Genomic DNA, 22583 nt, shown 5'->3' with positions numbered 1-22583 from the left:
CTAGCGGAATTCAAAAAAGTTCTCAAGTTCCTTAAATGCTGCGTCATTTTTAAGGCTAAATTTTATCTCTATCCTACGACTTAAATCTTTATCTTCTATGCCATTTTTCAAAATAGGCACGGAAAAAGAACGCCCACTTGCCATCAAAAGCTTTTGCAGTCTCTCATCTTTATAAAAAGTTAGGATAAAGCTCATCACCTCATAAGCTCTTTTTTGTGATAAATCAAGATTATAGATATAAGAACCATCGCTATCGGTATGTCCTTCAATGATGATATTTTCTATATTTTTGCTGATATTTTCATCTTCTAAAATCCCCGCTAAATATCCGCTCAAAATTCTCTTAAGGCTTAGTTTAGCCTCATCTTTTAAGATAAAAGAATCTTTATCAAAAAGCACCTCTGCGGGCAGTGAAATCGCACCTGTTTTTTGGTCTATGCTGATATTTTCATCAAGTTTTTTTTGAAGTTCTTTGCTTAAATTTTCTCTTATGAGACTTAGATTTTCCACCCTTTCTTTTGCTTCTTTAAAGTCTTTTTGTAGTGATTTTAGCTCTTTTTCTTTGAGTTCAATTTGATTGAGTAAGATAAGAATTTGTTTGTCTTTTTCATCGATATTATTTTTTAAATCCTTACTTAAAACGCTGATATTATTTTCAAGTTCTGCTTTTTGAGTGTGGATAAGATTGAGTGTGTTTGCTGTGGAATTTAATTCTTTACTGAGTTGAAAAACGATAAATTCTTTATCTTTTAAGGCTTGTTTGCTAAGTTCTAAATTTGCTTCTTGGGTGTTTAGATTTTCTTTTATTTTTCTTAAATCATTTTGCGTAAGCACATATTTGACAACTATGGCACCGATTAAAAGGATAAAAATAAAAAGTAGCCCAGCCATTAAATCAGCATAAGCAATCCAGAAATTCCCCTCTTCTTTATTGTTTTTCATCATTTTTTTCTTCGTTGTTTTCTTCACCTTGTGGTTTTTCTAAGCTATCTTTACCTTCAAGCTTAGCGATGATTTCTTTTGTTTCGCCGTCTAAGGCGTTGAGTTCTTTTTTAAATTCGCTCATCAACTCTATCTTTTCATCGATATTTTTTTCTTCTTCATAAATTTCTTTGAATTTTTCCATACCTTCAAAAAGACTCGTCTTAAAGCCATTAAAGACCTTTTCTTGACTTTCTAACATTGCTTTTTCGTAAAGTTCAAAATTCTTAGCAAAGCGTTCGATTTTATCATCGAAATTTTCTAAAGTTTTGTCGAGATGAGTAATTTTTTCGGAGCTTATATTAAGAAGCCTGTTGTATTGTTCACTCATTCTGGTGCTAACTTCTTTTAAATTTTGATTCAGCAAACCTACGCCGTTTAGCATTTCACTATAAAGCTTACCTAAATCTCTTTGGTCTCTTTGCATTTTAGCGATTTCGCTCATACTTTGTTTAATATGCTCACTACTAAGCCTAATCGCCTTTTCTTCGATATTTAACATATCTTGAAACAAACCAAATTTGCGCTCTATGGTATTATCAAGCTCACTAAAAAAATCATCACTACTAACTTGCTTAAAAATTGTCCCTATCTTGTCAAAATGCTGCAAACTTTCGCTTAAATATTTTAAATCAAGTTCCTCTTTGGTCCAAAAGAAACCTGCTGTGGAGTTTTTTTGACGATTTAAAAGCCTTTGAATTTTACTTGAACCTAATTTTTCAAAAAATATCCACCACAAAGCAAGGAAAATTCCATAAATAGAAACATAAAAAGCCGTTCCCACCCCACTTAAAAGTAGGGCGATTTCTTGTTCTAGTGCTTCTGTGTTAGAGGAATTAAAATTTGGCATAGAAAGAGCTATGCTAATAAATGTGCCTAAAATTCCCATCATAGGAAAGATAGCAGAGCCTACTGAAGCAAAATTTTCGTTGCGTGTGCCTTTGATGTAGGCGTTGGCAAAGTCGTCAAAATTGGCATTAGACTTTGTATCCTTGCCTATGCTAAGAAAGTGCTTCATAATGTGGCGTTTTAAGGCTTGTTTAAATTCATCTTTTTGTTGTTCGAAGATATTATAGGCGTATTCTGCACTATGTCTTGCAAAAATCAAAGCGGTAAGATAAATAACTCCAGTCATTATAAGCGTGTGAAATTCGACTTGAAAATTGATTTGTTTTAAATAGCCAAGCACGACAAAAGCATAGAGAAAAGTAGGCACAAGAATGATTTTGAGATAAACTAAATAGCCTTTTTTTTCTTTGCTTTCTGGTAAAACTAAATCGGAAAATTCTTGCGATTTTAATTCCATAAAAGAGCCTTGTAAATAAGTTTTATTTTAAGGACAAAATCCTCAAAATAAAACCAACCTATAAGGGGTTGGTTTTTAATTTTTATTAATGCAATTTAGATGCTCAAAGGCATCCTCAAGTCTTTTTATCATACTTTCCTCCCCAGCTCTAAGCCAAGCGCGTGGGTCGTAGTATTTTTTATTTGGCTTGTCATCACCTTCTGGATTGCCTATTTGCCCTTGTAAAAAGGTTTTGTGTTTTGCCTCGTATGCACGCACCCCGTCCCAAAAAGCCCATTGCGTATCGGTATCAATGTTCATTTTAACCACACCATAGCTAATTGCTTCTTGGATATCTTTTAATTCACTCCCACTTCCGCCGTGAAAAACAAAATGGATAGGCTTTTCGTTTGTAAGTTTAAATTTTTCTTTCACAAAATTCTGGGAATTCTTTAAAATTTCAGGCTCTAAGCTTACATTGCCGGGTTTATAGACTCCGTGCACATTACCAAAACTTGCCGCAATAGAGAAATTTGGACTGATTTTCATCAATCTTTCATAAGCTAGAGCAACATCTTCTGGTTGGGTATAAAGCTTGGCATTATCAATGCCTGTATTATCCACTCCATCTTCTTCGCCACCTGTGCAGCCAAGCTCAATTTCTAAGGAAATTCCTAGCTCACTAAGTATTTTAAGATAAGCTTCGCAAGTGTGGAGGTTATCCTCTAAGTCTTCTTCACTTAAATCCAACATATGAGAGCTAAAAAGAGCGTGTCCGTGATTTCGTTTGAAGTCAGTGTTAGCGATAATAAGAGCATCTATCCAAGGGAGTAATTTTCTTGCAGCGTGGTCAGTGTGTAAAATGACAGGCACACCATAAGCTTTAGCAAGCAAATGCACATGTCTAGCCCCACTAATAGCACCTAAAACATCGCCATTTGGGCAGTTCTTTCCCGCGACAAATTTTGCTCCACCATTAGAAAATTGAATAATAACAGGAGAATTAACTCTTCTTGCCGCTTCTAAAACGGCATTGATAGAGCTACTCCCCACGACATTTACCGCAGGGATAGCAAAATTTTCGCTTTTAGCATAGTTATAAACGAGATTAAGCTTATCTCCACTTATAACGCCTGCTTTAACGATGTCTAAGAGTCCCATTATTGAATTTCCACTTTTGCATTTTTATAAAGTTCTTGTCCTTTAAGATTGATTCTTTTTTGGAATTCTTCGAATTTAAACTGATTTTCTATACCTTGTTTCATATCTTTAAATGCGATTTGTTCTTTTGCTCTTGCATCTTGTTTTAAGATAATGTGATAACCAAAATTTGTTTTAACAGGTGTTTTAGTTATTTCACCTTTTTTAAGAGAGAAAGCTGCGTCTGTAAAAGGCTTAACCATAGTTGATTCATCAAACCAACCTAAATCACCTCCATTAGCCGCTGAGCCTGTGTCCATTGACTTTGCTTTTGCGATTTCAGCGAATTTTTTCTCTAATTCTTTATCTTTTAAACCTTTAAGTTCGCTAATGATATTTTTAGCTTCTTGCTCACTTGCGACCAAAATATGTCTAGCTTTTACTCTCGCTGGTTTGATATATTTATTTTTATTTTGCTCATAGAATGCTTTTACCTTATCAGAATCAACTTTGATATCTTTCATTATCTTATTTTGATAAAGACTTAATAAAAGTTCATTTTTCGCACGCTCAAGCCCTTTAATATACATAGGGTCTTTTTCGAAATTTTGTTTTTTTGCATCTTTTAGAACTAAATCCTGCATAATGTATTGTTGTATTAAAGCTTTTTGTTGAGCTTCAGGTAGCTTTTTAAAATCTTGCCCTCTAAGCATAGGTGCGTAAAATTCGCTTACTTCTGTATCGCTGATTTTCTCACCATTCACGGTTGCCACAGTAGCAGCATTTAAACTTATACCAGCCACTAAAGTAGCTACAACTAAAGAAAATTTTTTCATAGAATATCCTTTTTGGAAAATTGATTGATGAAGTGATTATATATAAACTTGGTTTAAAATAAATTAACTAAAATAAAAAAATGAAAAGAAATTTAGCCATTAAAGAACTTTTTTTAGAAAAATTTGATAAACCTGTTACTGAACTTAAGTTTTCCAATCTTTATGAGCTGATAGTTTGCGTGATGCTCTCTGCTCAATGCACGGATAAAAGGGTTAATCTTATCACCCCAGCTTTTTTTAAGGCTTTTCCAAGTGTAAAAAGTCTAGCCAAAGCAAATTTGGCTAGTGTTAAAAGCTATATACAAAGTTGCTCTTTTTTTAATAATAAGGCGCAAAATCTTATCAAAATGGCTCAAGCAGTTTGTGAAAATTTTAATGGTGAAATTCCGCTTAACGAGAAAGATTTAAAAAGTTTAGCAGGCGTAGGGCAAAAGACAGCTCATGTGGTTTTGATTGAGTGGTGTGGGGCGAATTTTATGGCTGTGGATACACATGTTTTTCGCGTTTCACATCGCTTAGGTTTAAGCAAAGCAAAAACTCCGGAGGCTACGGAGGAGGATTTAAGCCGAATTTTTAAAGATAATTTAAATTATCTTCATCAAGCTATGGTGCTTTTTGGGCGTTATACTTGCAAGGCTAAAAATCCTTTGTGTCATCTGTGTTTTTTATACGAGCTTTGCAAAAGTAAAGATAAAAAATTAAAGGAAAAGGAATGAGAATTTTAATTTTACTAACCATTTTTACCCTTAGCCTTTTTGCAAAATATGAGCTAGATGAGGAATTTAAGGGCTATTTTAATCAACTAAATTGCTCTATTATTTTGGATAAATTTTATTATATTAATTGTTACGATTATAATTTAAAGGGTTCAAAAGCCCTAGCATATGAAGTGAAAGCAGAAAATTTAAAACTAGAGCAAATCAAAAAAAGACCAAGATTTGAAGAGGACTTTGCTCTTGCTAAAAAATATAGAAGTCGGTGGGAAGATTATAAAAATAGCTCTTATAGTAGAGGACATATAGCGCCAAACGCCTCTTTTAGCTACTCCGTTGCTTCGCAAAAGGCTGTATTTTTGATGAGTAATATTACCCCACAAAATTTTCAAATTAATAATAAAATTTGGAATGATATAGAAAAAAGAGAAAGAAAACTTGCCCTTAAATTTCAAAAATTGGATGTTTTAAATCTCATACTTTATAATGAAAACCCTAAACGCATTAAAAATCACATCGCTATCCCTAGTTTTTACATCAAAATTTTTAAAACTAAAAATTACAAAGAATGCTATAAAGTGCCAAATCATAATGTTGATGATGAAAACATCGTAGCTTATAAAATTTCTTGTGAAGCTTTTTAATGCTTTTAACCACGCTTTATATTATAGGAATTTCGGCTGAGGGTATGACGGGGGCTTTGGCGGCTGGGCGACATAGAATGGATTTGTTTGGGGTGATTTTTATCGCTTTGGTAACGGCTATTGGAGGTGGGAGTATTAGAGATGTGCTTTTGGGGCATTATCCACTCACTTGGGTTAAGCATCCTGAATATATTATTTTAATTTGCTTTTGTGCGCTCATCGCTACACGCATTCCGCGTATTGTAACAAGGCTTGAGAGTCTTTTTTTAACTCTTGATGCGGTGGGGCTTGTTGTTTTTAGCATACTTGGGGCGCAAATTGCCATTAGTGAGGATTATGGGTGGATTATTGCGATTTCTGCTGCTGTGATTACGGGTGTATTTGGAGGGATTTTGCGTGATATTTTATGTATGCGAATTCCTTTAGTGTTTCAAAAAGAAATTTATGCGGGCATTGCGATTATCGCTGGTGCGCTTTATTATGCTTTGGAGGTTTGGGTGCAGCTTGATGCACTAATTTGCACCATTATCACACTTCTTGTTGGTGTTAGTGCGAGGCTTTTGGCGATTAAATATCAGTGGTCTTTGCCTATTTTTTCTTATAAGGAGGATTGATGAAAAATTTTTTCCTATTAAGTGCTTCTTTATTTTTTGTTGCTTGTGAGCAAACTAAATCTGTTGAGTATTATAAGCAAAATCCTCAAATAGCCAAACAAAGGTCCTTAGAGTGCCGCGATAAAGCTATTATTAGTCAAGATTGTGTCAATGCTTATATGGTTGGTTTTCCAAAAGATAAAAATGAAAGTAATTTACATTAACACCGAGCATTCTTTCTTCTAAAAACTCAAAATATATCTAAAATAAAAATGAAAAAAAGCATTTAAAAGCTTTGTTTTATGGTTCGTGCTTATTAATTTTCTAGGTTTTGGCTTAAATGTAATGCTTTATTATTTTGACTTGCCAAACCAAATAGAATATGTGCTTTTTAATGTAGATAATGTTGGGGTGATGAGTTTAGTGGTATTTATTTATGTGATGATGAGTTTGTTGCTTTATTTGGCAATTAATTTAAATCATTTCTTTAAAAGTATAGATAAGTGAAGTCGTGGGAAAATACCCACACCCCACCTATTCTAGTTTTTGTTTTACTACTCTGCAAGAGGAGGTTTTTCATAGCCACCAAATTTAATTGCTTTTTCAGTAAAGTAAAGATGAAGTGCGTTTTTACAATTTTGATAATCCAAATAACTTATCTTTAAAGTTTCACCATCAGGAAGATATAGGGTAAATTGATTTTAACAAATGGTTTAAAATAGTCCCCACTCTAGCATCAATTCTGGTAAATGTAAAACTCTTTTGATTATATTTAAGAACATTTCCACCATTTGCCTTTGTAATTCCACTTTTCTTAATACACCATTCAGCTTTTTGTCTCATCTCAGGCATATTTGCTCTATAATAACTCCAAGTTTTATTCTCAGTGTCCTCATACTTTTAACAACTTGTTCTTTAGCAAAGCCATAAGAAGTCAACAAGCTAATCGCACTAACGCCTAAAACCAAACTTAAACATCTTTTCATTGTTTTCCTTTCATTTCAATTTCTAATCTTTCTAATACTTCGAGTTTTTCACGAAGCTTAAATTGTTTCTTGTTTTTCGTCTTCTTTTTTCTTAATATCCTCCTTGGCAAAGATAATTTCAACAGCCTCGATAATTTCCTCAGCAATTTTAGCGATAAAAGCCGTGTCATTAAGTATAGAAATGCCCTCCGCTGTGGTGATTTTGTTTTCTGCGAGTAGAGTTTCTATTTTTTTAAGAGCTTCATTGTCGATTTCTTTTAATATTTCTTTTGCTTTAGCGAAATTTTTTATGATAAGATAGGCTTTTTCATCTTCCACCAAACGAAGTTCTTCGACACTTCTTAAAAGTTCCCCTAAATTTTTTCTTATTGTGTTGTATTCATTCGCTAAATTTTCGTTTTTAGAAGCGGAATTTCTTTTAATGTTAGCTTGAATGATTTTGAGATTTTTCGTGGCTTCCGTGAGGTTTTTAGCGGCGATTTTAAAAGCAAAAATGCGTTCGTTTTTTTCCTCATCTTTGATATGGAGTTGAGCTTTTGCGGAAAATTCCATAATGGCTTCAAAAAGCACTTTAATTCTTGTTTGATATAGATAGTCTAAATCCACATTTTGTTTAAACCATTTTTTTGTTTTAATGATTTCACTAAAGCTTAAATTTGAACGAATGTCTCTGCGGTTAAAACCTATGGTGTGGGCGATGATTGCATAAGTATTATTATAAAGATGCTCACTTTCTTTTCTTAAAGCCTCAATGGCTGTGTCCGGATAGCGTGTGAGATTAGGGTCTAGATAGAGGGCTTTATCTTTGTTTTTATCTTTTGCAGCTTTAATGTATTTATCTAAAAAATGGACAATATTTTTGATAAAAAGACTAAATAAAATAACCGCTATGAGGTTAAAAAGTGTATGAAAGACAGCAGTTTTAAGGGCAAAATTATCAGGGCTAATGCCTATAAATTTGGCGATAAAATCAACCATAATGACAAAATAAGGAAAAATAACCAAAACAATCAATGCAATGCCAAAATTAAAAATGCAATTTGCGAGGGCGAGTTTTTTCCCTTCGATGTTTGTGCTAAGGGAAGCAAGTAGTGCTGTTACCACTCCACCAACGCTAGTTCCTAAGGTTGCTGCTAGAGCATTTTCGTAAGAAATTTGATTTGAAAGAAGGGCTGAGATGATGATGGCTAAAGTGGCGTGGGAAGATTGTATCACACCTGTTAAAATCGCTCCAAGTGCTGTAAATACAAGAACGCCTTTCATACCCTCCACATTAAAACGCGAAAGGTTGAAAATTTCTTTCACCTCCTCAAATCCACTTTTAATGTAATCCACCCCCAAAAAGAAAAATCCTATACCGATGAGAATTTGTCCAATTCCTTTAAAAATTACATCTTTTTGAAAAAAAAGCAAAACCCCGATAATGAGCATAGGTATAGCAAATGTTGAAATTTTAATGCTCGTGATACCCACGATGAGCCAAGAACCAGCGCTATTTCCCAAATTCGCTCCAAAAATAATGCCGATACCTTGAAGTAAAGAGATAAGCCCAGCCGAAAGAAAAGAAATGGTAATGATGGAAACGAGAGAGGAAGACTGCATAATAATAGTGCTAATTGTGCCAAAAATAACGCTTTTTGGTGTAGTGTTTGTGCTTTTAGCTAGAATTTTCTCAAGCAAACCACCGCTAAAAGTCTTAAACCCTCCGCTTAAATTCATCATACCAATGAGCAAGATAGCAACACCAGCTAAGATATTTGCCACTTCATCATAAACGATGAGTATGTAGGTTAAAATGGAGATGAAAATTATGGCTATAATTTGTTTTAAATATCTTAAATCGCGTTTATTTTCTTCTTGCAAATTACTTCCTTTAGGCTTTTAGCTTTTCAAATGCGTCCATTAATCTTTCTCTTAAATCATCGCTTAAAGTTTCTGCATTTTTAAGATAGCGTAAGATTAAGTTTTCAAGTTCCTTTAAAAAGTCAAAAAGCTCACTTTGCCATATTTTATCGTTTTTCTTGCTTAAATTCATCGTTTGTATAAAAGTTAATTCCCTACTTAAATCACCAAGTAGCTCCAAAAATTCCTCTTTTTTATCGTTTTCTACAAGCTCTAATTTTTCGCTTTCTACACCCTCTTTTAAAGCTCTTATTTCTTCATCAATGTGGTCGCAAAATTTAGGATAAATCTCCGCTTTTATCGGCTCTAAAAGTTTGTTTTCATCGATATTAAGCGTAAGTTTTTTGACCGCAAAATAAAGCGCCAAAAAGCTCAGTGCCGCGATTAAAAGATAAAAGCCTATCACCTTACAAATTCTCCCCTATAAGCTAAAATGCCTCCGTCTAAATTTACGCCTTTGATTTCAAGCTCATCTAGCACCATTCTAGCCGCCATTTCGCTTCTGTGTCCGCTACGGCAGATAAAGGCTAAGGCTTTGCCATCTTGTTGGTATTTTGCCTTAAATTCTTCTATGAAATTTGCATTTAAAAGTCCAGCATTGTCAAGTAAGGCAACACATTTTACATTACTAATAATCCCCTCTTGCCATTCATTTGGCGTTCTCACATCAAAAATTTGATAAGAGTTTAGGTTTTCGTTCCAAATTTCTGGGGAGATATGCTCTATCACGCTAAAGCCTTAGTGATGATTTTGCTTAGACTTGCGTTAAATTCGTTTGCATTTTCTACACCCATACCCTCACTTAACTTTGCCATATTTAAGGTTAAAATGGCGATGTCTGGCAAGAAGCTTTCATTTTCTTTCAGCCTTGCAAATATGGCGTGTTTAGGATTTAGCTCCAAGATAGGCTTGATATTTTGCTCTTGCCCCATTTGTTTTAAGATTTGTTGCATTGCAAAATCAGGCTTATTTTTATCATACACTATGCAGCTTGGACTATCTTTAAGTCTTGAAGTAAGCCTCACATCCTCCACTTCGTCTTTTAAAAGTTCTTTAAATTTCGCGAGGAAAGGTGCAAAATTTTGTTTTTCTTCTTCACTGAGTTCGTTTTTATCCTCGACTTGATTAATGGCTGTAAATTTTAAGCCCTCAAAATCGCCTATCATAGGCATAATTAAGCTGTCAATTTCATCATCAAGTAGTAAAACTTCGATATTTTTAGCCTTATAATCTTCAAGCAATGGCGAATTTCTTAGCAAACTTTCACTATTGCCGATAATATAAAAAATTTCTTTTTGTTCATTTTGCAAGTCATTTTTATACTCTTCTAAGCTTCTTAAATCTGTCCCTTTTGAGCTTTTAAAATACATTAATTTCAATAAATTTTCTTTTTCTGTGCTAAAGCCATAAAGCCCTTCTTTTAAGACTCTTCCAAAGGTTTTGAAAAAGCTTAGATATTTTTCCTTATCTTTTTCTTTGAGTTTGCCAAGCTCACCTAAAATTTTCTTAACACTTGCCTCTTTCACGCCCTTTAAAATGGCATTTTCTTGTAAAATTTCACGGCTTACATTTAAAGGCAAATCCTCCACATCGATAATCCCTCTTACAAAACGCAAATAAGTCGGCAAAAGCTCTTTGTCATCATCGCTGATAAATACGCGCTTGACATAAAGTTTTAAGCCACTTTGATAATCCACGCGAAATAAGTCAAACGGGGCATTTTGCGGGATAAAAAATAAAGAATTGTATTCCAGCTTACCCTCGCTTTTTGTATGGATATAAAGTAAAGGTTTATTAGTGTCGTGAAAATTCTGCTCGTAAAAATTTTCATAATCTTTTGCTTTTAAGCTTGATTTTTGCATAGTCCAAAGGGCGTTTGCTTTGTTGATTTGTGAGCTTACGAGTTCTTTTTTTGGCTCTTTATTTTCTTTTTGTTCTTCTTCGCTTAAAGGAACAATTTCTTCTTTTTCCATAAAGATAGGAAATTGAATGTGATTAGAGTATTTTTCTATGATATTTTCTATCCTGTAAGGCTCTAAAAATTCTTCGTCTTTAAGATGAAGCGTGATGCTTGTGCCTTGCGTGTCTTTTTGTGCCTCTTCTATCTCATAGCCGCTTGCATCAGAAGTCCATAAATACGCCTTATCTTCTAAAGCCTTTTTGCTTAAAACCTCTATCTTATCTGCAACCATAAAAGCCGAGTAAAATCCTACGCCAAATTGCCCTATGAGCTGCGAGTCTTTTTTTGCGTCTCCACTTAAATTCTCCAAAAAGCTTTTTGTGCCACTTTTAGCGATTGTTCCAAGGTGATTGATTAAATCTTCCTTATTCATCCCTATACCATTATCGCTTAAGATTAAAGTTTTTTTCTCTTTATCGAGTTTGATTTCGATTTTAGGTTCGAATTTTAAGCTTTTGTAAGCATCATCACTTACGCTTAAGAAATTAAGTTTATCCAAAGCATCGCTAGCATTTGAGATAAGTTCGCGTAAAAAGATTTCTTTATTGGAGTATAAAGAATGTATCATAAGTTGCAAGAGTTGATTGACTTCAGTTTGAAACTGCATTGTTTATCCTTTCTTAAAAATTTTTCGCATTGTAACAAAATTTTTACAATAAAATTAAGCTCTTTCTTGCTCTAAGCGTTCTTGCATTGTTTTTCTCGTATTTTCTAGCCAATTTTCATCATTTAAATCTACAAGCGGTAGGGGTATGAGTTTTAAAACTCCGCTTCTTGCACTGAAATTTTTTGTATCCAAAATTTTAGCAGAATCTACGATTAGAACGGGCTGAACTTTCAAATTAAGCTTTTCGCTTAAAATCTTAGCCCCACTTTGAAATTTAAGCATTTTTTCATTTTTTGAGCGTGTGCCTTCAGGAAAAATTGCTAAAATTCTTCCCGCTTCAAGCCTTTCTTTTGCATCTTTTAAAACACGCACTAAATCTCTTGGATTTTTCCTATCTATACAAAGTAGTTTAGGCTTTTTAATGGCGATTTTAAAAACAGGAATTTCACCGAGTTCTTTTTTGGCTATCCAGCATAAATTTTTAGGATAAATGCTTTCTAGTGCGATGATATCTAGGGCGCTTTGATGATTCATTATAATCATCTGTGCCTCTTCATCAAATTCGCCTAAAAGTTCGATTTTATAGGAAAGTATGGGCTTTTGCGTTTTAGCCCAAAGACGGCGAATTTTCCAAATTGTATTTTGATTTTGCGTAAAGCAAAAGGCTATGATGACGCCACTTACACTAAAAATAAAGAAAATCCAAAAAATTAAAGCTCTAATTTTTGAGTAAATCCACTTCATTAGCCCAGCCTATTTTGCCATTTCTAAGTAAAATTTTAATGTAATTTTCTCTTTTTCCTAAAATTTCTACTTCTTCTTGAGTGCTTGTTGTGTAAAAATAAGTCGATGGCTCAGTCGGTAAAATTTTTATTCTCGCATTTGCTTTTAAAAGCCCATTGTGCGTGTTCGTATCAACCAAAAAACTCAACGCAAAACTAAGCAGGGCAAAAGCTAAGATGAAATAATTCCTTTTAAAAACGAAAAAGAGTGCTAAGATAAAAGCCAAAGCCCATAAAGCATATTGTTTATAAGCGTTAAAATCTTTATTTGTGGGATTTAAGTCGCTTTGAGTGCTGATTTCATCATCGCTAATTTGAAGCTTAATGTCAAAGCTTTCGAGTTTTTTATCTTCTTTATTAAAATAAGAAAATTCGAAATGGTCTTTATTTGCAGGGAAAATAGCATAATAAAATGCTTTTGAAACATTAAAATCTCCCTTATAATTTTCAATACCTTGCTTTTGCACCCCATTTACAAAAAAGCCTTTAAGATTTGCATTTGTTGCATTTAGTTCAAGCATCATAATGACATTTTTTTCGTCAAAATAACTTGTCTTAACTTGCTTAACCTCCAAAGAACTTGCTACGATATGAGAAAAAATATTATCTTTTTTGGGACTATGAAAACGGATAGGATTGATTTTAAGACTAGCTTTTTGAAAAACTTGCTCATTTCTTAGCATTTCCACTATGATTTCTTCTAAATTTGCATTAGCGTCCTTAGCTTCAAACCATAGCGTATTTTTATAAGTATCGTTAGAAATTTTTTCAAATGGACTTTTTGGGTTTAAAAAATTTAAGCTTTCATTTTTAATTAGGGAAATGTTAAAGTCAAATTCCGTATCTTCTAAAGTTTTGGCATAAAGTTCTATGCTAAAAACCTCTCCTATGTAAAAATTTTGCGCGTATTCTTCGCTTGTTAGCACTAAAGTCGAGCGTGCCACAAAGGTTTCATAAGTATTTTTTTCATAATTTGTGCTTTCATCGCTTGGGGCGATATTTTGATAAAGTTCTTTAGAAATGACTTTTTGTTGTCCGTCAAAAACAGAAGTCTCCGCCCATAAACTAACGCAAAGTAAAAGTAAAAAGCTTAAAATTTTCAAGATAAAAATCCCTCAAACATCTTAAGCCCCACATCATTACCCAAAAGTTTTTCACAAGCACGCTCTGGGTGTGGCATAAGTCCAAAGATTTTTTTATTTTCATCGCAAATTCCTGCGATATCTTTACAAGAGCCGTTTGGATTATTTTCGTATTTTAGAGTGATGAGGTCTTTATCTTCTAAATACTTAAGCGTGGCTTCATCTGCGTAGTAATTCCCTTCGCCGTGTGCGATAGGCAAATTAATGACTTCATCATTTTTAAATTTTTTTAAAAAAGCGTTGTTGTTAGAAACGACCCTTAAATTTTGATTTTTAGAGATAAAACTTAAGTTTTCGTTATGTTTCATCGCACCTTTTAAAAGCCCAGCCTCAAGCAAGATTTGAAAGCCATTGCAAATTCCAAGTATGAAACCGCCTTTTTTGGCGTGTTTTAAAACGCCTTGCATTGCAGGAGAAAGTTTTGCAATAGCAGCACAACGCAGATAATCTCCATAAGAAAATCCGCCGGGCAAAACCACCAAATCCGCCTCAAAATCTCTTTCCTCGTGCCAAATGAGCTGCACCTTAGCACCAAGTTTTTCAAAAGCATATTGAGTGTCAAATTCGCAGTTTGTCCCTAAAAATCTTATAATCGCAACTTTCATCTTTTCTTCTTAAAGTAGAATTTCGTAATCTTCTATCACGCTATTAACCAGCAGTTCCTCGCACATCTTAGCAACAAGCTCTTTAGCTTTTTTTGTGTCATTTTCCTCTAGGTTGATTTTGATTTGCTTTGCCACACGCACTTCTTTAACCCCAGAGAAATTTAAAGAGTGTAAAGCCTTTTCTAAAGCTTTACCCTGTGGGTCTAAAACGCCATTTTTTAAAAATACATTGATAGTTATTTGCACTTTCGCCCCTTAACTCAAAATTCTTTTTAGCACTTCCTCGTAAGCCATTTTAACATTGCCTAAATCTTGCCTAAATCTATCTTTATCAAGCTTTTCATTTGTCGCTTTATCCCAAAATCTGCAGCTATCAGGACTTATCTCATCAGCTAGGACTAATTTGCCGTCTTTATCGATACCAAGTTCGATTTTAAAGTCTATCAGTCTTAAATTTTTCTTATCAAAAAAGTTTAAAAGTATGGAGTTAATTTTCCTTGCCATTTCTTTTATCTCTTCGATTTGTGCTTTATCTTTGACTAAATTTAAAAGCAAACAATGCTCATCATTGATAAACGGGTCTCCCAAAGCATCATCTTTTAAGCAAAACTCAACTAAAGCAAAAGGTAGGCTTGTGCCTTCTTTAATTCCCAGTCTTTTGGTCAAAGAGCCTGTGGCGACATTACGCACTATCACCTCAATCGGCACGATTTGGCATTTTTTTACAAGTTGTTCGTTTTCGCTTAGGGTCTTAACTAAATGCGTTTGAATACCATTTTTTTCCAAAAGGTGAAAAAGCTCGGTGCTAATTTTACAATTAAGCGCCCCCTTACCCGCTTCATTACCCCTTTTTTCTGCATTAAAAGCGGTTAAATCATCTTTAAATTCCGTGATGAGTAAAAATTCATCATCGGTTTTAAACATTTTCTTGCCCTTGCCCTCATAAAGCAGTTCTCCCTTTTCCATTTTACTTTCCTTCTTTAATGTTTAAAATTTTAATGCTATCAATCGCCGCCTTTAGCTGTGCGTCTTCATAAATTTGCTTTTGGGTGATGAGGTTTTTATCTTCTTTTGTATCTTTTTTATCTTCTTTTTTCTCTAATTTCTCAAGCTCACCCTCTAAATGCTGCTTTAAATCACTCTCTTTAATGCTAAAGCCATCTTCTTTAGTTGGGACTTTTCCCGGAAAAACCTCTATATCAGGCTTTACACCCACAGCTTGGATGGTGCGTCCGCTTGGAAGATAGTATCTTGCTATGGTAAGCTTTAAGGCTTCAGTTTTATTAAGCGGTATGGTTTGCTGCACGCTACCCTTACCAAAGGTATTTTCTCCCACGATAATCGCCCTTTTAAAGTCTTGCAAAGCTCCGCTGACTATCTCACTTGCACTCGCACTTCCGCCATTGACCAAAACGACAAGAGAAGAGTTGGAAATTTTGTTTTTAGGGTCGGCTTTATAGTCTTTATTTTCGCTTTCATTTCTACCTTTTTGAGAGACGATAACGCCCTTATCGACAAATAAATTTGTTAATCCAATGGCTTGGTTAAGTATCCCCCCCGGATTATTTCTTAAATCCAAAATCACGCCCTTATTATTAGGATATTTTTCAAGCTCTTTTCTCGCTTCCTCAACGATATTTTTATTAAAACTTGTAACTCTAAGATATAAAATTTCTTCATTTTCTATTTTTTTACTATAAACACTTTCGACTTTTATGATTTCTCTTATCAAATTCACATCAAAAGGCTTAGTCGCCCCCTCTCTAAAAATGGTTAGGGTGATTTTGGTGCTAGGCTTTCCACGCATTTTATCTACGGCATCATTTAAGTTCATACCTAAAGTTGCTTCATTGTTGATTTTAAGGATAATGTCGCCTGATTTAATCCCCGCTTTATCCGCAGGGGTGCCTTCTATGGGAGAAACGACACTTAATGCCCCATCTTTCATCCCCACAGTGATGCCAAGTCCGCCGAATTCGCCACTCATTTGCATTTTCATATCATCATAATCTTTTTCATTTAAAAAAGAAGAATGTGCGTCCAAATTCGTTAAAAGTCCTGAGAGTGATTTATCGACCAAATCGCTAATATTTTGCTCATCGACATAATACTGCTCGACGATTTGAAGCGTTTTTGTAAGTTTCTCTAAGGCTTCAAGGCGTTTTTGCATTTCTTCAGCTTTATTATCAGCATACAAAGCATTTACAAGACTAAAGCTTAAAATTAATGTTCCCATTACCCCCGCTAAAGCAGCGAGAAATCGTTTATTTTTCAATCCTAACTCCTCATTAAATTTAAAGCGGAATTTTAATAAAAATTTGTAAATACAAGTAAATTTTTTATTTTATGTTAAAATGCCAAAAATCTCAAATGAAAGTTGTTTTTATGGATAAACATCATCACTCCGCCAAACACATCAAGCAAATTTCTAACCGCCTTGCCAAAACCATAGGGCATTTAGAGGCGATTAAAAAAATGGTAGAAAACGATAAAGATTGCAGTGAAATTTTAATCCAACTTGCCGCCGTAAAATCCGCCGTCAATAACACCGCCACCGCCATTTTAAAAGAGCATTTATCGCATTGCCTCATACACGCCTTAGAAGATAATAATCACAAAAGTTTAGAGGATTTAAATAAGGCTATTGATATGTTTGTAAAGTAAATTAAAAAAATTTATTAAAAAAACTTGACATTAATAGACTAAAGTTATATAATACCCCTCATATAAAACTAAAAGGAAACATTATGGCAAATTTACAAGATTTTCTCACAGATTCTATGCTTTCAAATGTCGAAAGTGCAGTGTCCTTAGCGATACATTCTAAAAATAGCGAGGTCGTGCCTCTACACCTTTTGTGGGCTTTAGCGGTAGATAGCTCTAGTTTGCTCAGTCAAATTTGTAATAAATTAAACATTTCAAAAGAAGCCCTAGAGCTTGAAATTAAAAGTCAAATTTCCACCCTAGCGACAAGTTCTAATGTCAGTAAAGAAAATATAAGATTTTCTAACGATTTTATTAACTCTTTAGAAAATGCTAAAGGCTTGATGAGTGCAAATGGTGATAATTATCTAAGTGTCGATACTTGGCTCATCGCAGAAAGCTCTCGCTCCCCTATCAAAGAGCTTTTGGCTAAATTTATGGATTTAAACGAGCTAAAAAAAGAGCTTGAATTTTTAAGAAAAGGGCGTAAGATAGAAAGCAAAAGCGGCGATGAAACGCTAGATTCTCTTAATAAATTTGGTATCGACCTGACCGAAAAGGCTCTTCAAAACAAGCTTGACCCCATTATAGGTCGCGAAGAAGAGATAGAAAGAACAATGCAAATTCTCATTAGAAAAAGTAAAAATAATCCTATCTTACTAGGTGAGCCAGGCGTTGGTAAAACAGCTATTGTGGAAGCCCTAGCACAAAGGATAGTGAAAAAAGATGTCCCCACTTCTTTACAAAATAAACGCCTCATCGCCCTTGATATGAGTGCCTTAATCGCAGGGGCAAAGTATAGAGGCGAATTTGAAGATAGGCTTAAAAGCGTGGTCGATGAAGTCATTAAAAGCGAAAATGTGATTTTATTTATCGATGAAATTCATACCATTGTTGGAGCAGGGGCGAGTGAGGGTAGTATGGACGCGGCAAACATCTTAAAACCAGCCCTAGCAAGAGGCGAACTTCACACCATAGGAGCGACTACGCTTAAAGAATACCGCAAGTATTTTGAAAAAGACGCCGCTTTGCAACGCCGTTTTCAGCCTGTAAGTGTGAATGAGCCAAGTGTCAATGAAGCCTTAGCGATGTTAAGGGGCATTAAAGAAAAGCTTGAAATTCATCATAATGTAAGCATTACAGACTCCGCCCTAGTCGCCGCCGCCAAGCTTTCTAAGCGTTATATTAATGATAGATTTTTACCCGATAAAGCCATTGATTTAATCGACGAAGCCGCCGCCGAGCTTAAAATGCAAATAGAAAGTGAGCCAAGCTCTTTAAGAAAGGTAAGAAAAGAGCTAGAAACCTTAGAAGTCGAAAAAGAAGCGCTTAAAATGGAAGAAAATGAAAAAAACGCCAAAAGATTAGACGAAATAGCCAAAGAACTTGCAAATTTAAAGGAAAAGCAAAACGCCCTAAACGCACAATTTGAAAACGAAAAAGCCGTTTTTGATAGCATAAGCTTAAAGAAAAAAGAAATCGACACCCTAAAAAGCGAAGCCACCCTCGCTAAAAACAAAGGCGAATTCCAAAAAGCCGCCGAGCTAGAATATGGCAAAATCCCAAGTCTAGAAAAAGAAGTTTCCGCTCTTGAAGAAAAATGGCAGCTTCTAAGCCAAAACGGCACTTTGCTTAAAAATAAAGTCGATGAAGACTTAGTCGCAGGAATTTTAAGTAAATGGACAGGCATTAGTGTGCAAAAAATGCTAAAAAGCGAAAAGCAAAAATTCCTAGAAGTCGAAAAGCACTTAAAAGAAAGCGTCATAGGACAAGATGAAGCCCTAAACGCCCTAGCAAAAGCCATAAAACGCAACAAAGCAGGGTTAAACGAGGGCAGCAAACCCATAGGAAGCTTTTTATTCTTAGGTCCTACAGGAGTGGGTAAAACGCAGTCCGCCAAAGCTTTAGCGAAGTTTTTATTTGACGATGAAAAGGCGATGATTCGTTTTGATATGAGTGAATTTATGGAAAAGCATAGCGTCTCCCGTCTTCTTGGTGCGCCTCCGGGCTACATAGGACACGAAGAGGGCGGAGAGCTTACTGAAGCCGTGAGAAGAAAGCCTTATAGTGTGATTTTATTTGACGAGGTGGAAAAGGCACACAAAGATGTTTTCAACATACTTTTAGGAATTTTAGATGACGCAAGGGCGACTGATAGCAAGGGCGTGAGTGTAGATTTTAAAAACACCATCATCATCTTAACCTCAAACATCGCCTCAAATGCCATTATGAATTTAAAAGGAAAAGAACAAGAAGAAGCGGTAAAAGCCGAGCTTAAAAGCTTTTTTAAGCCTGAATTTCTAAACCGCCTCGATGACATCATCACCTTTAACCCACTAGGGCAAAACGAGGCATATGAGATAGTGAAATTACTTTTCAAAGACTTGCAAAAAAGCCTAGAAAACAAAGGCTTAAAAGCGACTTTAAGCGATGAAGCCGCCAAACTCATCGCCAAAGAGGGCTTTGACCCTGACTTTGGAGCAAGACCTCTAAGAAGAGCCATATATGATAAGATAGAAGATAAATTAAGCGATATGATTTTAAGCGATGCGCTAAGCCTTAATGATGAAATTTGCATAGAGGCGAAAGATGATGAGATACTTATTCGCAAAATATAGGCTTATTTACTTATCATTAAACCTTTAAATTTATCATTTCATCGTGTAAATTAAACATTCATAAGAACTCCTTAAAAGCCCTAGTTTTAAGAGCTGGGGCTTTATTTCACCTTTTGATTTTCTCCATATTTCTTTTAATTTAAGTCTTATTTAAGTAAAAAAACGCGTTTATATGCTATAATTCCGTCGTTTTTATCTTAATTTTAAGGAGAATTCTCATGAAACTAGTTAAACTTAGTTTAGTTGCAGCTCTTGCTGCGGGTGCTTTCTCAGTGGCTAATGCTACTCCACTAGAAGAAGCGATTAAAGATATCGATGTATCAGGTGTTTTAAGATACCGCTATAGAGCTGGTAATATCGATGACAAAGATAAAGCTGGTCTTGTTAATCAGTCAGGTCTTATCACTGATAAGCAAATGCACCAATACAGAGCACAAATCAACTTCAACGCTGCGATTGCTGATAACTTCAAAGCTTTCGTTCAATTAGATTATAGTGCGAAAGATGGCGGTTATGGCACTCTCTATGGAACAAATGATCAAGGCAATGCCGTTAATGACAATGAAAGTGTAACAAAAGAAGGCTTAAGTGTTCGCCAACTTTACTTAACTTACACTGATGAAGACTTCGCAACTAGCGTTATCGCAGGTAAGCAGCAGCTTAACACTATCTGGACTGACAATGGCATCGATGGTCTTGTTGGCACAGGTATCAAAGTGGTTAATAACAGCTTTGACGGCTTAACTCTTGCAGCTTTTGCTGTGGATAGCTATAATTTTGATGAGCAAGCTGGAGATATAACAGGATTATTTACTAAGAAAGTTGCCGGTGCGAAATTCGGCTTAAATAGCATCAATGTGGGTAACCTTTATGGTGGTGCTGCTATCGGTTCTTACGAAGCTCTTGGCGGACAACTTGACTCTCAACTATGGGGTGCTTACTGGGATATGGTAGGTGCTTTTTATGCTTTAGATTTAGCTTATGGCACAACTATCTTCAACGACATCAACTGGAAACTTAATGCCGCTTATTTAGGAAACTACCTAGATAAAACTGATATTGAAAATGGTAACTTCTTTGGCTTAAGAGGCACTATGGAGTGGAATGGCTTTGACGCTAGCCTAGGTGGTTTATACTATGGTGATAAAGATCAAGCAACATTAACAGTAATCGAAGACCAAGGTAACTTAGGACATCTTCTTGCTGGTCAAGAAATTTTCTACACTGAAGGTTCACACCTAAATGGCGACCTTGGTGAAAATACTTTTGGTTACCTAACTGCTGGTTATACCTTCAATGAAGTATTGCGTTTAGGTGCAGATTTCGTTTATGGTGGAACTAAAACAGGTAATGGAGCAGTTGGAGCTAATTCTGGAGCTCACGGCGGTGAGAAAATGGAAGCCGTTGCAAGAGTAGATTATAAATACTCTCCAAAACTATCTTTCCAAGCTTGGTATTCTTACCTAAATGTTGATCAAGATAAAAATGGCGAAGGTAAAAAAGATACTGTAAGACTTCAAGCTCTTTACAAGTTCTAAAATTTATGGTATAATGCCATTTATCCACCCAGCCCCCTCCCTTTTAGCTGGGTGGTCAGCCCCTGCCCCCAGGGGCTTTTTTCATTCTGGACCTTTTTCTTCCATATTTTAAACACTCATCTTGTCCCATTTGAAAATCAAATCTTTATTTAAATTTGATGTGGAGTGAGTATTAAATACGATTTAAATAACTCTTAAAAAAGAATTGTAGCCAAACATTTGCAAGGCTTAAGGATAATTGTTGTCGTTGGGAGAATATGGAATTACCCAAAATAATGAATTTAAAATTATCCAAATATTAAAATCGATAAAAGAAACGATAAAACTTATAAAAATTTATAACGCATTTAAATCTACAAATTTTTTACCTTATGCACCATACATTTTATGATTAAAAAGAAGTCTTTGAAAAGAGGAAAGGCTCATAAAGAGCCTATGTTTTAGTATTTTAAGAAATACTCTTGAATTTTCTTAACATCGTTAGTCTTAGTTAAAGCTAACATTAGCAAAATTCTAGCTTTTTGTGGGTTTAAATCCTCCGCACTGATGAAACCTAGCTTATTATCCGCTTCACTCACTGCCACACGACCAGCGACTACACGAGAGCTTACAGCAACTTTAAGCCCCTTAGTTAAAAGCTCTTTTAAAACTTCTTTTTGTGCTTCGTGTATGCTACCAGCACCACTTCCAGCGACTACTATACCTTTTGTGCCATTTTCAAACAAAGCCTTAGCCGCTACGCCACTGCCGTCATTTGAATAGCTATAAAGAATATCAACTTTTGGTAATTCTTTAAGATTTTTCACATCAAAAGGTGCGTTTTTAGTGTGTGCTTTTGCGACATTGTTATAAAAATAAACTTTACCATCAACGATATAGCCTAAATCCCCAAAATCAGGCGAAGAGAAAGCATCGACATTTAAAGAATGTGTTTTTACCACGCCTCTAGCACTTTGAATTTTATCATTCATAGAAACCATTACACCCTTGCCTTTAGCATTTTTATCAGCTGCTAAAGCGACTGCGTTGTAAAGATTTTTAGGACCATCAGCACTTATGGCTGTGCTAGGACGCATAGCACCGACTAAAACGACAGGCTTATCGCTTTTGATAGTTAAATTTAAGAAATAAGCAGTCTCTTCCATAGTATCTGTGCCGTGAGTGATAACCACACCATCAACGCCACTCGCAAAAAGCTTATTAATCTCTTTTGCAAGTTTGAGCTGAATTTCATCACGCATATTTGAGCTATCGATATTTGCGATTTGCTGCCCTTCAATTTTCGCTAAGTTTTGAATTTCAGGCACAGCCTTAATCAACACATCGACACCCACAACTCCAGCTGTATAACCTGTCGTAGCCACCGCACTATCGATAGAACCAGCTATCGTTCCACCTGTGGCTAAAATAGCAACCCTAGGCTTAGCTTCTGCCATACTCGCCCCTACCATTAAAAATGCAATCATACAAAGTAATAATTTCTTCATATGTGCCTCCTTTAAAAATTTATCTCATCTTACGATGAAACATATTTAATTCTATCAAAAA

Annotated in this window: 22 protein-coding genes and 1 pseudogene; 8 read left to right on the top strand and 15 right to left on the bottom strand. The window is 35.0% G+C overall.

The genetic code is table 11. From position 1 onward, the window contains the following. From CHELV3228_RS08025 to CHELV3228_RS08010, 4 genes are all read right to left on the bottom strand, one after another. Complete coding sequence (locus CHELV3228_RS08025) at positions 1-942, bottom strand: OmpA family protein (RefSeq protein ID WP_082200784.1); 942 nt, start codon at positions 940-942, stop codon at positions 1-3. Beyond that, positions 929-2287 carry a MotA/TolQ/ExbB proton channel family protein gene (locus CHELV3228_RS08020; RefSeq protein WP_082200491.1) on the bottom strand — a complete coding sequence of 453 codons (1359 nt, stop codon included), beginning with the start codon at positions 2285-2287 and terminating at the stop codon, positions 929-931. Before CHELV3228_RS08020 ends, CHELV3228_RS08025 begins: the two co-directional genes overlap by 14 nt. 75 nt (positions 2288-2362) lie before the next feature. Next, complete coding sequence (gene fbaA, locus CHELV3228_RS08015; RefSeq protein WP_082200490.1) at positions 2363-3427, bottom strand: class II fructose-bisphosphate aldolase; 1065 nt, start codon at positions 3425-3427, stop codon at positions 2363-2365. Beyond that, on the bottom strand, positions 3427-4242 hold the full coding sequence (locus CHELV3228_RS08010) for a peptidylprolyl isomerase (protein WP_082200489.1): 816 nt from the start codon (positions 4240-4242) through the stop codon (positions 3427-3429). Before CHELV3228_RS08010 ends, fbaA begins: the two co-directional genes overlap by 1 nt. 80 nt (positions 4243-4322) lie before the next feature. Here CHELV3228_RS08010 and nth point away from each other — a divergent pair, with 80 nt between their 5' ends. The 5 genes from nth (at position 4323) to CHELV3228_RS07985 (ending at position 6699) form a co-directional block, all read left to right on the top strand. After that, positions 4323-4958: an endonuclease III gene (gene nth / locus CHELV3228_RS08005; RefSeq protein ID WP_082200488.1), complete on the top strand. Its 636-nt coding sequence runs from the start codon at positions 4323-4325 to the stop codon at positions 4956-4958. Next, the gene (locus tag CHELV3228_RS08000; RefSeq protein ID WP_082200487.1) at positions 4955-5599 is read left to right on the top strand and encodes a DNA/RNA non-specific endonuclease; all 645 of its coding nucleotides are present in this window, start codon (positions 4955-4957) and stop codon (positions 5597-5599) included. The genes nth and CHELV3228_RS08000 overlap by 4 nt, the downstream gene beginning before the upstream one ends. After that, positions 5599-6213 (top strand): trimeric intracellular cation channel family protein, encoded by a 615-nt coding sequence (locus CHELV3228_RS07995; protein WP_082200486.1) that lies wholly within the window; start codon positions 5599-5601, stop codon positions 6211-6213. Before CHELV3228_RS08000 ends, CHELV3228_RS07995 begins: the two co-directional genes overlap by 1 nt. Then, positions 6213-6416 (top strand): EexN family lipoprotein, encoded by a 204-nt coding sequence (locus tag CHELV3228_RS07990; RefSeq protein ID WP_082200485.1) that lies wholly within the window; start codon positions 6213-6215, stop codon positions 6414-6416. The genes CHELV3228_RS07995 and CHELV3228_RS07990 overlap by 1 nt, the downstream gene beginning before the upstream one ends. 85 nt (positions 6417-6501) lie before the next feature. Further along, a complete protein-coding gene (locus tag CHELV3228_RS07985; protein ID WP_082200484.1) occupies positions 6502-6699 on the top strand; it encodes a hypothetical protein in 198 nt (65 codons plus the stop codon). A 536-nt stretch (positions 6700-7235) separates the two neighbouring features. On the opposite strand, the gene CHELV3228_RS07980 is transcribed toward CHELV3228_RS07985, so the two are convergent. The 10 genes and pseudogenes from CHELV3228_RS07980 to CHELV3228_RS07935 form a co-directional block, all read right to left on the bottom strand. After that, entirely contained in the window at positions 7236-9041 is a 1806-nt protein-coding gene (locus CHELV3228_RS07980; RefSeq protein ID WP_082200483.1) for a Na/Pi cotransporter family protein, read from the bottom strand. A 10-nt stretch (positions 9042-9051) separates the two neighbouring features. Continuing rightward, positions 9052-9486, bottom strand: a complete 435-nt coding sequence (locus CHELV3228_RS07975) for a hypothetical protein (protein ID WP_082200482.1) — start codon at positions 9484-9486, stop codon at positions 9052-9054. Continuing rightward, entirely contained in the window at positions 9483-9809 is a 327-nt protein-coding gene (locus tag CHELV3228_RS07970; RefSeq protein WP_082200481.1) for a rhodanese-like domain-containing protein, read from the bottom strand. Before CHELV3228_RS07970 ends, CHELV3228_RS07975 begins: the two co-directional genes overlap by 4 nt. Then, positions 9806-11647, bottom strand: a complete 1842-nt coding sequence (htpG, locus tag CHELV3228_RS07965; protein ID WP_082200480.1) for a molecular chaperone HtpG — start codon at positions 11645-11647, stop codon at positions 9806-9808. The genes CHELV3228_RS07970 and htpG overlap by 4 nt, the downstream gene beginning before the upstream one ends. A gap of 54 nt (positions 11648-11701) precedes the next feature. Further along, complete coding sequence (locus CHELV3228_RS07960; protein ID WP_082200479.1) at positions 11702-12391, bottom strand: lysophospholipid acyltransferase family protein; 690 nt, start codon at positions 12389-12391, stop codon at positions 11702-11704. Further along, entirely contained in the window at positions 12366-13532 is a 1167-nt protein-coding gene (locus tag CHELV3228_RS07955; protein WP_082200478.1) for a hypothetical protein, read from the bottom strand. The genes CHELV3228_RS07960 and CHELV3228_RS07955 overlap by 26 nt, the downstream gene beginning before the upstream one ends. After that, positions 13495-14176: pseudogene (purQ, locus tag CHELV3228_RS07950) on the bottom strand (phosphoribosylformylglycinamidine synthase subunit PurQ). Before purQ ends, CHELV3228_RS07955 begins: the two are co-directional and overlap by 38 nt. Positions 14177-14185: 9 nt before the next feature. Next, positions 14186-14422 carry a phosphoribosylformylglycinamidine synthase subunit PurS gene (gene purS, locus CHELV3228_RS07945; RefSeq protein WP_082200476.1) on the bottom strand — a complete coding sequence of 79 codons (237 nt, stop codon included), beginning with the start codon at positions 14420-14422 and terminating at the stop codon, positions 14186-14188. A 9-nt stretch (positions 14423-14431) separates the two neighbouring features. After that, positions 14432-15142 (bottom strand): phosphoribosylaminoimidazolesuccinocarboxamide synthase, encoded by a 711-nt coding sequence (purC, locus tag CHELV3228_RS07940; protein ID WP_082200475.1) that lies wholly within the window; start codon positions 15140-15142, stop codon positions 14432-14434. A gap of 1 nt (position 15143) precedes the next feature. Then, positions 15144-16412 carry a S41 family peptidase gene (locus CHELV3228_RS07935; protein WP_115588795.1) on the bottom strand — a complete coding sequence of 423 codons (1269 nt, stop codon included), beginning with the start codon at positions 16410-16412 and terminating at the stop codon, positions 15144-15146. A gap of 149 nt (positions 16413-16561) precedes the next feature. Between CHELV3228_RS07935 and CHELV3228_RS07930 the strand changes: the two genes are divergently transcribed. From CHELV3228_RS07930 to CHELV3228_RS07920, 3 genes are all read left to right on the top strand, one after another. Continuing rightward, positions 16562-16840: a metal-sensing transcriptional repressor gene (locus tag CHELV3228_RS07930; protein ID WP_082200473.1), complete on the top strand. Its 279-nt coding sequence runs from the start codon at positions 16562-16564 to the stop codon at positions 16838-16840. Between the two features lie 83 nt (positions 16841-16923). Further along, a complete protein-coding gene (locus CHELV3228_RS07925) occupies positions 16924-19497 on the top strand; it encodes an ATP-dependent Clp protease ATP-binding subunit (protein WP_082200472.1) in 2574 nt (857 codons plus the stop codon). A gap of 218 nt (positions 19498-19715) precedes the next feature. Then, positions 19716-21035, top strand: a complete 1320-nt coding sequence (locus tag CHELV3228_RS07920; protein WP_082200471.1) for a major outer membrane protein — start codon at positions 19716-19718, stop codon at positions 21033-21035. A gap of 440 nt (positions 21036-21475) precedes the next feature. Here CHELV3228_RS07920 and CHELV3228_RS07915 read toward each other — a convergent pair whose 3' ends face one another. Then, complete coding sequence (locus CHELV3228_RS07915) at positions 21476-22486, bottom strand: type II asparaginase (protein ID WP_171051436.1); 1011 nt, start codon at positions 22484-22486, stop codon at positions 21476-21478. Positions 22487-22583: the final 97 nt, after the last annotated feature.

This window comes from Campylobacter helveticus (genome assembly GCF_002080395.1).
GTDB classification, from domain to species: Bacteria; Campylobacterota; Campylobacteria; order Campylobacterales; family Campylobacteraceae; genus Campylobacter_D; species Campylobacter_D helveticus.
This window is presented reverse-complemented; position numbering and strand designations above follow the sequence as displayed.